The organism is Rhizobacter sp., from assembly GCA_021153565.1.
Classification (GTDB): Bacteria; Pseudomonadota; Gammaproteobacteria; order Burkholderiales; family Burkholderiaceae_C; genus Albitalea.
The window spans coordinates 1-10850 of sequence record JAJKJU010000346.1 but is presented as its reverse complement, the minus strand read 5'-3'; the positions used below and the strand labels follow the sequence as shown (position 1 = coordinate 10850).

Here is a 10850-nt window from a genome sequence, read left to right as displayed (position 1 = left end):
TCCATCAACGCCACCACCTGCACCGCACTCATCGCCGCGTGATAGACCCCGACGATCTCGCGGAAGACCTCGCCAACTTCCTTGCCGCGCGCAATGTATTCGCGCTTATCGGTGATGTACCAGGTCATGCGTGTGATGTGCGAAGGCTTGGCGCCTGCTTCCGCCAGCACGGCCCGAACATTCATGAGAGCCTGGCGGACTTGTGCGACGAAGTCGTCGCTCTCGAACTCGCATCGCGCGTTCCAGCCGATCTGGCCGGCGACGAAAACCGTGGTGCCTGTGGCAGCCACGCCATTGACGTAGCCGCGGGGGGCCTTCCAGTCGGGAGGTTGAAGAATTCTCATTCCTTCCCACCTCCGGCCTGCGTTGACGCTTGCGCACGCAGGCGAAAGCGCTGCAGTTTGCCTGTCTCGGTGCGCGGCAGGGCATCCGTGAACTCGATCTTGCGCGGGTACTTGTAGGGCGCGATGGCCTGCTTCACGTAGTCTTGCAGCGTCTTGCACATCGCATCACCGGCCTCGTATCCCGGCTTCAGAACGACGTAGGCCTTCACGACCTGGCCGCGCTCTACGTCCGGAACGCCGACCACGCCGCATTCGGCCACGGCGGGGTGCTGCAGCAGCACGCTCTCGACCTCGGGACCGGCGATGTTGTAGCCGCCGGTGACAATCATGTCGTCAGTGCGCCCCTGATAGAAGTACCAACCATCGTCATCGACGAGATAGTCGTCGCCCGTGAGGTTCCAGCCGTTTTTCACGTACTGGCGCTGCCGGTGGTCATCGAGATAGCGGCAGCCCGTCGGACCTTTGATGGCAAGGTGACCGATCTTTCCGGGGGGCAGCCGGTTCATGTCATCGTCGAGGATGGCAGCGGTGTAGCCGGGCACGGGCTTGCCGGTGGCACCCGGCTTGGCGTCGGCATCAGTGTGGGAGATAAAGATGTGCAGCAACTCGGTCGAGCCGATGCCATCGATCAACTCGATGCCGGTCGCATCTTTCCACAGCTTGCGTGTGGCCGCGGGCAGTGCCTCGCCCGCACTCACGCACTTGCGCAAGGACGAGATGTCATGGCCCTTCATCGTCGCCGCCATCGCACGATAAGCGGTGGGCGATGTAAAGCAGGCCGTGGCGCGGTACTTGGCAATGGCCGCGGGCAGCACGTCGGGATTCGCTTTTTCAAGCAGCACGCTCGATGCGCCAATGGACAGCGGGAACAGCAACAGCCCCCCCAATCCGAAGGTGAACGCGAGTGGCGAACTGCCAATAAAGATGTCGTCACTCCTTGCCTGCAGATGATGCTTCGGCCAACACCGGCACACGGCCATCACGTCGCGATGAAAATGCACCGCGCCCTTGGGAGCGCCAGTGGTGCCCGACGTGAAGGCCATCATGCACGCGTCATCGGCAGCGGTGTCGATGCTCTTGAACTGTGGCGACTTGGTGAGCGCGTGCGCTTCGAGACCGTCAGGCGAGTCACTGTGAAAGTGCATCACATGCTTGAGCGTGGCGCACTGCGGCGCGGCCAGCAACAACTCTTCGGCCAATCGCTCATCGCAAAGTGCATGACTGATCTCGGCCTTGACGACGATTTGCGTCAACTCCTTGGCGCGCAGGAGCGGCATGCCGCCCACCGCGACCCCTCCAGCCTTCACCACGGCGAACCAGCAGGCTGCCAGCATCGGTGAATTTGCGCCCCGCAACAGCACGCGGTTGCCGGGCATGAAGCCCATGTCTTTGACCAGCACGTTGGCAATGCAGTTGACCTGGGCCTGCAAGTCCGCGTACGTCCAGCGCAGTTCACTGCCAATGAGACACGGCCGGTTGCCATCGCCTTGTTCCACCCATCGATCGAGCAATTCATGTGCGCAATTGAGTTGCCGCGGAAACTGCAGCTCAGGCAGATCGAAACGGAACTCGGGCTGATGTTCGCGCGCAGGCAGGTGGCACGCACAAAACGTGTCGACGTGTGCTGTCATGTCTGCTCCCCAGTCGCCGGGTAGTGCGGGCCCCGCTCCAAGAGGGCAGACTCCTTCAACATTTCGCGAGCAATGATCAATTGCTGCACTTCGGTTGCACCTTCGTAGATGCGCAAGGCACGAATCTCCCGGTAAAGAGACTCGACCACCTGACCTGAACGCACGCCCTCGCCGCCGAACAACTGCACGGCCGCGTCGATGACCTGCTGAGCGCCCTCTGTGGCCGCCATCTTGGCCATTGCGGCTTCGCGCGTGACGTTGGCCCCCTGGTCGCGCTGCCATGCAGCGCGGTAGGTGAGCAAGGCAGCACTGTCAACCGTTGTGGCCATCTGGGCGAGTTTGGCCTGGGCAAGCTGGAAGTCGGCAAGACGCTGGCCGAACATCTGTCGCGAGGTGGCGCGTTGCAAACCTTCGCTCAAAGCGCGCCGTGCGAAGCCGAGTGCAGCGGCTGCGACGGATGTGCGGAAAACGTCGAGCGTCTGCATCGCGATCTTGAAGCCCTGGCCCGGTTCGCCGATGCGCAGCGATGCGCTGATACGGCAATCGTGGAAGCGAAGTCGTGCGAGCGGATGCGGTGCGATGACGTCGATGCGTTCGGCAATCTCGAGTCCGGGGTTGTCGGCATCGACGATGAAGGCAGAGATGCCGCGGGCACCAGGCGCCTCGCCAGTGCGGGCGAAGATCACGTAGAAATCGGCGATGCCGCCGTTGGATATCCATGTTTTCTCGCCCTCGATGATGTAGTCGTCACCGTTGGCATGCGCCGCGCAGGTCATGGCGGCAACGTCGGAGCCCGCGTTGGGTTCGGACAAGGCGAAGGCGGCGATCGCATCGCCGCGGGCGACACGCGGCAAGTAGCGTTCACGCTGCTCAGCGGTACCGTGCAAGGAGATGGCACCGGAGCCGAGCCCTTGCATCGCAAACGCAAAGTCCGCCAATCCGTGGTGCCAGGCAAGGGTTTCTCGCAGGAGGCAAATGGAACGGGTGTCGATGGCGTCGGTTGTGCCACCGCAGGAGACGCCGGCGATGGCATGCCTCAGCCACCCTGCGGCGCCCAGTTGCTTCACGAGAGCCCTGCATTCGGCGTCGACGTCGCCATGGGCGTGGCGAATGTTCGCTGAGCACCACGCGTCCAACTCCGACGCCAGCGCGCGATGGCGCTCTTCAAAGAACGGCCAAGCAAGATGTGCTCGGTCCATCATTCAGTCTCCTTCGAAGAGCGGCTTGGTCTTGGTGGCAAACGCCTCGTATGCCCGACGGAAGTCCTGCGTCATCATGCAGATCGCCTGCGCCTGCGCTTCAGATTCGATGGCTTCGTCCACGCCCATCGCCCACTCCTGATGCAGCATGCGCTTGGTCATCGCGTTGCCGAACGTGGGGCCCGCTGCAATTTCCGCGGCCCACCCAAGCGCCTGCGCATTCAAATCATCACTGCGCGCGATGCGGTTGTAGAAGCCCCAGGCCAGCGCTTCATCGCCACTCATCGAGCGCCCCGTGAAGAGCAGCTCCGACGCGCGCCCTTGGCCGATGATGCGCGGCAAGATGCTGCAAGCCCCCATGTCGCACCCGGCGAGTCCGACGCGCGAAAACAAGAACGCCACCTTGCTGCGCCCGGTTCCGATCCGCAGGTCGGAGGCCATGGCGATGATGGCGCCGGCACCTGCACACACTCCATCGATGGCGGCAACGATGGGTTGGGGACAAGCACGCATTGCCTTGACCAGATCGCCCGTCATGCGAGTGAAGGTAAGCAAGTCCGGCATGCTCATCTTCGTGAGCGGCCCGATGATGTCGTGAACGTCGCCGCCCGATGAAAAGTTCTCGCCTGCGCCCTGCATCACCACGGCGCGCACGTCGTCGGCTTGCGCGAGCAGCCGGAACATGTCGCGCAGTTCGGCATACGACTCGAAGGTGAGCGGGTTTTTTCGCTCAGGCCGGTTGAGCGTGATCACGCCCACTTTGCCTTCCACTCTCCAACCGAAATGACGCGGCGAGAGGCCCGCCGCATCGCGGCGGTTGCCTTGCAGCAAATGCGAATCCATGGCTCGACTCATGTCATCTCCTTCTTGGTCTTGCTTCGTTTGGCCGGGGCTGCGTCGATGCCACCGAGATGCTTTTTGAGCCCGGCGAGCAAGGCATACACCTGCGATTTCTCTTCGGCGCTCCAGCCCGCGAAGAGCTCGATCATCCACTGTTCGTGTACTGCCGCCATGCGTCGGAACTGGCGCTTGCCGGCGGGTGTGAGTTGCACGGAGAAGGCTCGCCGATCATGGGGGTGCGGTGTGCGCTTGACCATGCCTTCGGCTTCGAGTTGGTCGGTCACCCCGGTCACGTTTCCGCCCGTCACCATCAGGTGCTGCGACAACTCGCCCATGGTCAAGCCAGCGGGTTTGCGCTCGAGCTGTGCAAGCAGATCGAAGCGTGGCAAGGTCGTTGCGAACTCACTGCGCAGGCGGTTGCGCACCACCGATTCGACCCGCGTTGCGCAGGCCAGCATGCGCAGCCACAGCTTGATCGCTTGGTGGTGATCGTCGATGACGCGCGACTCCAGGTCGTACGGCAAATCCTCATCAGGCATGGCACTCACATCACCTCTCCGCCGGCAACAGCAATCGCCTGTCCGGTGATCGAGCCCTATTCGCGACTGCACAGCCACAGGACGGCGCGGGCCACTTCATCGGGTTGAATGAGGCGGCCCTGCGGGTTGGCTGCCACAAGTCGCTCGCGCGCTTCCTGGCAACTCAAATCGGTCTTGGCCGCGATCTGCTGCACGGATCGCTCGATGATCTCCGTCTCGGTGTAGCCGGGGCACACGGCATTGACCGTCACGCCCTTCTTCGCCATTTCCAGCGCCAGCGCGCGTGTCAGGCCAAGAACTCCATGCTTGGCCGCGCAGTAAGCGGCGACGTACGGATATCCCTTCAGCGCTGCGGTGCTCGCGACATTCACGATCCGACCGAAGCCGCGCTCCACCATGCTGGGCAAGACTTGCTGAGTGCAGATGAAAGTGCCGCTCAGGTTCACGTCCAGCATGCGCTGCCACTGGTCGAAAGTAGTTCGCATCAAAGGCTGGCTCGCGACCTGGCCCGCGTTGTTGACGAGGATGTCGACGGGACCGAAGTCGGCAGCCGCATCGAAGGCGCGCTTGACGCTGTCGCGGTCGGACACGTCGGCGACGATGCAGTTCGATGCGGGAAAAAGCATGGCCCTCAGGCGCTTCATCGAGCGCCCCATCAAGGTGACGGTGACGCCCTCGGCGGCAAGCGCCATGGCGATGGCGGCGCCGATGCCGCTTCCACCTCCAGTGACTACTGCGTGCAGGCCCTTCATGTCATACACCCTGTACTTTTTCATCCAGACCGAAGTCGGCGTTCTGTGCAGCCATGGCGCGCTCGCGTTCGAGATTGCGCTCGAGTTGCGACTTGCCGGAGAGATATTGCTTGGGCCAATCTGCCCCGATGCCGTTGGTGTGCCCGATCTTCGCAGCTTCGAGCAGCGTCCATGACGGGTTGGCAAGGTGCGGCCGGGCAATGGCGCAAAGGTCCGCACGGCCTGCGGCAATGATGCTGTTGACGTGATCAGCTTCCGAAATCGCGCCAACCGCCATTGTCGCAATGCCCACCTCGTTGCGGATAGCCTCTGCGAAAGGCGTCTGGTACATGCGGCCGTAGACCGGCTTTTGCCGCTTGCTCACTTGGCCGGAAGACACGTCGATCAAGTCGGCGCCAGCCTCCTTGAAGGCACGGGCGATTTCGACGGCATCCTCCGCGGTGTTTCCGCCTTCCACCCAGTCGTGCGCGGAGATGCGAACCGACATGGGCTTGTCATCGGGCCAGGCAGCTCGCATCGCACGAAACACTTCCAGCGGCCAGCGAAGGCGATTGGCAATCGAGCCGCCGTACTCATCCGTGCGCTGGTTGGTGAGCGGCGAGAGAAACGCCGACAACAAGTAGCCGTGGGCGCAATGCAGCTCCAGCCAATCGAATCCCGCTTCGAGCGCGCGCCGGGTCGAGGCGACGAAATCGGCCGTCACCCGCATCATGTGTTCTCGCGTCATGGCGTGGGCCCAATCGCTCACGCCATCGAGGTACTGCATCGGCGAGGCGGAGACCAGCGGCCAGTTGCCTGCAGGCAGCGGCATGTCCTCGCCCTCCCACGGCACGCAGGTCGAGCCCTTCGCGCCCGCATGCCCCAACTGCATGGCGATCTTGGCGCTGCTGCCGCTGTGCACGAAATCGACGATGCGCTTCCACGCCGCCGTCTGGGCGTCATTCCACAAGCCGGTGCATGCGGGCGTGATGCGTGCGTCGGGCGTCGGGCAGCTCATCTCCGTAAAGACAAGACCGGCCCCGCCCAGTGCACGCGCGCCGAGATGGACGAGATGGTGATCGGTGGGCACGCCATCGACTGCGCTGTACTGCGCCATCGGCGAGACGACCACGCGATTCTTGAGCGTGAGTCCACGCACGGTGAAGGGCGTGAACATGGGCGGCACGCTGGCGGGGAGGTCCAGGCCGGAACGCTGCGCCATCCAATGCTCGTAGGCGCAGACGTAGTCGGCGTCGCGCTGCCGCAGGTTTTCGTGCGAGATGCGCTGGGAGCGCGTCAGCAGCGAATAGGCGAATTGATCGGGCTGGAGCCGGGCGTGCCGCTCGACGTTCTCGAACCACTCGGTCGAGTTGCGTGCGGCGTTCTGGATCTTCAGCACCTCGACGCTGCGTCGTGCCTCGTACGCATGCAATGCGCCCATCAGATCGTCGGGCTGCGCGACCAGGCTCGCCGCGAGATCGATGGCATCTTCCAGCGCCAGCTTGGTGCCGGAACCGATGGAGAAATGCGCGGTGTGTGCCGCATCGCCCATCAGCACCACGGGCGTCTTGCCATTCGCGCCGCCCTTTGGTTCGATCCATGTCTTGCAGACGACGCGCGGAAAACGCAGCCACTGCGCCGACCCGCGCAGGTGGGCGGCATTCGACATGAGCGAGTGACCATCGAGGTATTTCGCGAACAAGCTTTCGCAAAACGCAATTCCCTCTTCCTTGGACATGTCGTGCAGTCCTGCTGCACGCCACGCCGTCTCAGGCGTTTCGACAATGAAGGTCGAGGTGTTGTCGTCGAATCGATAAGCATGCGCCTGGAACCAGCCCCATTCAGTCTTCTCGAAGGCGAAGGTAAACGCGTCGAAGAGCTTGTTCGTGCCCAGCCAGACAAAGCGGCATTGGCGCAAGTCGACGTCAGGCTGGTAGACGCTCGCATACTTGCTGCGTACCCGACTGTTGAGACCGTCGGCCGCAATGATGAGATCGGCATCGACCTGCGCATCGTCGGTCACGTCGGTCTCGAAGCGCAGGTTCACGCCGAGTTCGGAGCAACGGTTTTGCAGTATGTCGAGCAGCTTGCGCCGCCCAATGCCGCAAAAGCCATGGCCCGACGAGCGGATCTGTCGGCCCTTGAAATTGACCTCGATGTCATCCCAGTGGTTGAACGCGTCGAGGATCTGGGTACCAGTCTTGGCGTCGCTGCGCTGCAATGCAGACAAGGTCTGGTCGGAGAAGACCACGCCCCACCCGAAGGTGTCGCCAGCACGGTTTCGCTCGAGCACGGTCACCTCGTTCGAAGGGTCGTGCTTCTTCATCAGCAAGGCGAAATACAGGCCGGCCGGACCGCCACCGATGCAGGTGATACGCATGGAAAGTGTCTTGCGACGATACCCAGGATCCGCGCACTTTAAGTTCATATATTTTAGATGTCAAAGACTTGACGAAGCCGAGCCGACTGTGCGTAATAACCGACACCATTGCAATGGAAGCGGTGCTAATGTTGCCGGCTACCGATTACCAAACGCCATGAAAAAGCTCTGGGACATCTCCCCACCGATCTCGCCGACTACGCCGCCTTTTCCTGGCGACGAGCCGTATTCTCAGAGGTGGACGACTCGTATCGGGCCCGGCTGCCCTGTGAATCTGACTGCCATCACCATGTCGCCACACATCGGCGCGCATGCCGATGCGCCACTGCACTACGCGGACAACGAGCGCGCCATCGGTGCGGTCGATCTCATGCCCTACCTTGGCCCTTGCCGCGTGTTCCACGTCATTGACCGAGGCCGCCTCGTGCGACCGGAACACTTGATACCGGCGATCGAAGGCGTACCGGAGCGCGTCCTCGTGCGCACCTGCGACACGGCGCCGACCGAATGGTCCGATGACTTTGCGTCCTTTGCACCCGAGACCATCGACTGGCTCGCGAGCCTGGGTGTGAAGCTTGTGGGCATCGACAGCCAGTCGGTCGACCCGGCCGACAGCAAGACGCTGCAGAGCCACCGTCGACTGCTCGCCCACGACCTTCGTGTGCTCGAGAACCTGGTGCTCGACGACGTGCCCGCCGGCGACTACGAACTCATCGCCCTCCCCTTGAAGCTCAGTCTGGCATGCGCGAGTCCCGTGCGCGCCGTGCTGCGCGAACTTTGAAAACTCCCGCATGAACAGACAAGACTGCCTGGCCCTGGATGCCAAAGACCCGCTCGCCTTCCTGCGCGAGCAATTCGACGTGCCTGATGGCGTGACTTACCTCGACGGCAACTCGCTTGGCGTGTTGCCGAAAACCGCCGCGGCGCGCGTGCAGAAGGTGGTGACCGAAGAATGGGGCCGAGATCTGATTCGCAGCTGGAACACGGCTGGCTGGATCGACATGCCCCAACGCATCGGCAACAAGATCGGCACGCTGATCGGTGCGAGCGACGGTGAGGTTGTGGTTGCAGACTCGACCTCGCTGAACCTCTACAAGGTGCTCACCGTTGCCTTGAACCTGCAGCGCGCCGACGCTCCGCAGCGCAAGGTCATCGTCTCCGAACGGCACAATTTTCCGACCGATCTCTACATTGCCGAGAGCCTGGCGCGCGAACGCGGACTGGAACTTCGCCTCGTCGGAGCCGACGACATCGGAGCCCAGTTGAACGACGATCTGGCAGTGCTGATGCTCACGCATGTCAACTACCGCACCGGACGCATGCACGACATGGCGCAGATCACGCGCGATGCACATGCCGCGGGTGCGTTGGTGGTGTGGGACCTGGCCCATTCCGCCGGCGCAGTGCCCGTGGATCTCACACGTTCAGAGGCGGACTTCTCGGTCGGCTGCGGCTACAAATACCTGAACGGCGGACCGGGTGCACCGGCCTTTGCGTGGGCCCACCCCAAGCACACCGCGCGCATGGACGCCGGCCAACTTTGGCAGCCGCTATCAGGATGGTTCGGCCACGCGGCCCCCTTCGAGTTCACGCCCAACTACCGGCCGGCGTCGGGCGTCGCACGTTTTCTCTGCGGCACGCCGTCCGTGCTCTCGATGGCCGTGCTCGAATGCGGCGTCGACACGCTTCTGGCCGCGCAAGCGCTGGGCGGCATGCAGGCCTTGCGCGAGAAATCTCTTGCGCTCACCGAGCTCTTCATTTGTTTGGTCGAGGAGCGTTGTGGCAATCAAGGCCTCACGCTGCAGACACCACGTGACGCATCCTTGCGCGGCAGCCAGGTCAGCTTCTCGCGAGAAGAAGGCGGCTATCCCATCATGCAAGCCCTGATCCAGCGCGGTGTGATCGGCGACTTCCGCGCGCCCGACCTTCTTCGCTTCGGCTTCACACCGCTCTACACCCGCTTCATCGACGTGTGGAACGCGGTCGATCACCTCGTGCAGGTGATGGAAAGCGGGGAATGGCGCGCCGCAGAATTCAACCAGCGCGCCGCAGTGACCTGAAAGGCAGAACACCCATGAGCACAACAGAAAAGATCGTCGCCGAAGAGGGCGCCCAACTCGACTTCAGCCGCGACATGAGCTACGCGGACTACCTGCACCTCGACGAGGTGCTGAATGCGCAGCATCCGCTCTCGCCAGAGCACAACGAGATGCTGTTCATCGTCCAGCATCAGACGAGCGAGTTGTGGATGAAGCTGATGCTGCACGAACTGGCCGCCGCCATCGAATGCGTGTCGCAGGACCACCTGGGCAGCGCGTTCAAGATGCTCGCGCGGGTCAGCAAGATCATGGAACAGCTGGTGCATGCCTGGGACGTGCTCGCGACCATGACACCGCCGGAGTACTCGGCGATTCGGCCTTACCTGAGCAACAGCAGCGGATTCCAGAGCTGGCAATACCGCTGCGTGGAGTTCATGCTGGGCAACAAGAATGCGGCAATGTTGAAGCCGCATTCGCATCGGCCGGAGATTCTGGAGCGCGTGGAGAAGGCTTACCGCGCACCCTCCCTGTACGACGAGTCCTTGCGCCTGCTTGCACGGCGCGGCATGGCGATCCCACCGTCATACATCGATCGCGACTGGACACAGCCCTACGCGAGCAGCGACGCGGTCGAGCAGGCGTGGCTTGTGGCCTATCGCAACCCCGATCAGCATTGGGATCTTTATCAACTTGGGGAAGAGCTGACCGATCTGGAAGACGCGTTCCGGCTTTGGAGATTCCGCCATGTCACGACGGTCGAACGCGTCATCGGATTCAAGCGCGGCACCGGCGGTACGAGCGGCGTCGGGTACTTGCGCAAGATGCTGGATGTGGTGCTGTTTCCGGAAATCTGGAAGCTGCGGACGGATCTGTGAGCCGGCGCAATACTCCCTCTCCCTCTGGGAGACTCTGGGAGAGGGCGGGGGTGAGGGCGACGGCGGTGGAGAAAGCAAGGCCTTGGATATCAACGGCCGCGGCCCACACCCCAACCCTCTCCCAGGGCTGACCTTTATGCACGCTGGACACGCGGAAAGCTGCGCGTCTTCACTGGCTTTGACGACATTCTTTTGCAGTGATGTGAGTTTTCGACCGAAATCGATGTGAATTTCAGATGCATCAGGGGAGATGGGGGTGATTTTTGAGAGAC

10 protein-coding genes are annotated in these 10850 nt (G+C 62.6%); 3 read left to right on the top strand and 7 right to left on the bottom strand.

The window, feature by feature from the left end; all coding sequences use genetic code 11:
* From AC30NL_RS21255 to AC30NL_RS21225, 7 genes are all read right to left on the bottom strand, one after another.
* Positions 1 to 344, bottom strand: a 344-nt coding sequence (locus tag AC30NL_RS21255) for a RidA family protein (RefSeq protein WP_489465974.1), incomplete at its 3' end; no start/stop codon positions are given.
* Positions 341 to 1975 carry an AMP-binding protein gene (locus AC30NL_RS21250; protein ID WP_489465973.1) on the bottom strand — a complete coding sequence of 545 codons (1635 nt, stop codon included), beginning with the start codon at positions 1973 to 1975 and terminating at the stop codon, positions 341 to 343. The genes AC30NL_RS21250 and AC30NL_RS21255, both read right to left, overlap by 4 nt.
* Positions 1972 to 3177 carry an acyl-CoA dehydrogenase family protein gene (locus AC30NL_RS21245; protein WP_489465972.1) on the bottom strand — a complete coding sequence of 402 codons (1206 nt, stop codon included), beginning with the start codon at positions 3175 to 3177 and terminating at the stop codon, positions 1972 to 1974. Before AC30NL_RS21245 ends, AC30NL_RS21250 begins: the two co-directional genes overlap by 4 nt.
* Positions 3178 to 4029 carry an enoyl-CoA hydratase family protein gene (locus AC30NL_RS21240; RefSeq protein ID WP_489465971.1) on the bottom strand — a complete coding sequence of 284 codons (852 nt, stop codon included), beginning with the start codon at positions 4027 to 4029 and terminating at the stop codon, positions 3178 to 3180.
* The gene (locus AC30NL_RS21235; protein ID WP_489465975.1) at positions 4026 to 4553 is read right to left on the bottom strand and encodes a MarR family winged helix-turn-helix transcriptional regulator; all 528 of its coding nucleotides are present in this window, start codon (positions 4551 to 4553) and stop codon (positions 4026 to 4028) included. Before AC30NL_RS21235 ends, AC30NL_RS21240 begins: the two co-directional genes overlap by 4 nt.
* Before the next feature lie 56 nt (positions 4554 to 4609).
* Positions 4610 to 5305: an SDR family NAD(P)-dependent oxidoreductase gene (locus AC30NL_RS21230; RefSeq protein ID WP_489465970.1), complete on the bottom strand. Its 696-nt coding sequence runs from the start codon at positions 5303 to 5305 to the stop codon at positions 4610 to 4612.
* 1 nt (position 5306) lies between these two features.
* Positions 5307 to 7664, bottom strand: coding sequence for a bifunctional salicylyl-CoA 5-hydroxylase/oxidoreductase (locus AC30NL_RS21225; RefSeq protein ID WP_489465969.1), 2358 nt, complete (start codon positions 7662 to 7664; stop codon positions 5307 to 5309).
* Between the two features lie 157 nt (positions 7665 to 7821).
* Between AC30NL_RS21225 and kynB the strand changes: the two genes are divergently transcribed.
* Genes kynB through kynA form a run of 3 tightly spaced genes read left to right on the top strand, consistent with a single transcriptional unit; the run spans position 7822 to position 10578 of the window.
* A complete protein-coding gene (gene kynB, locus AC30NL_RS21220) occupies positions 7822 to 8445 on the top strand; it encodes an arylformamidase (RefSeq protein ID WP_489465968.1) in 624 nt (207 codons plus the stop codon).
* 10 nt (positions 8446 to 8455) lie between these two features.
* A complete protein-coding gene (gene kynU / locus AC30NL_RS21215) occupies positions 8456 to 9724 on the top strand; it encodes a kynureninase (RefSeq protein WP_489465967.1) in 1269 nt (422 codons plus the stop codon).
* 14 nt (positions 9725 to 9738) lie between these two features.
* Positions 9739 to 10578, top strand: a complete 840-nt coding sequence (kynA, locus tag AC30NL_RS21210) for a tryptophan 2,3-dioxygenase (RefSeq protein ID WP_489465966.1) — start codon at positions 9739 to 9741, stop codon at positions 10576 to 10578.
* The last annotated feature ends 272 nt before the right edge of the window (positions 10579 to 10850 follow it).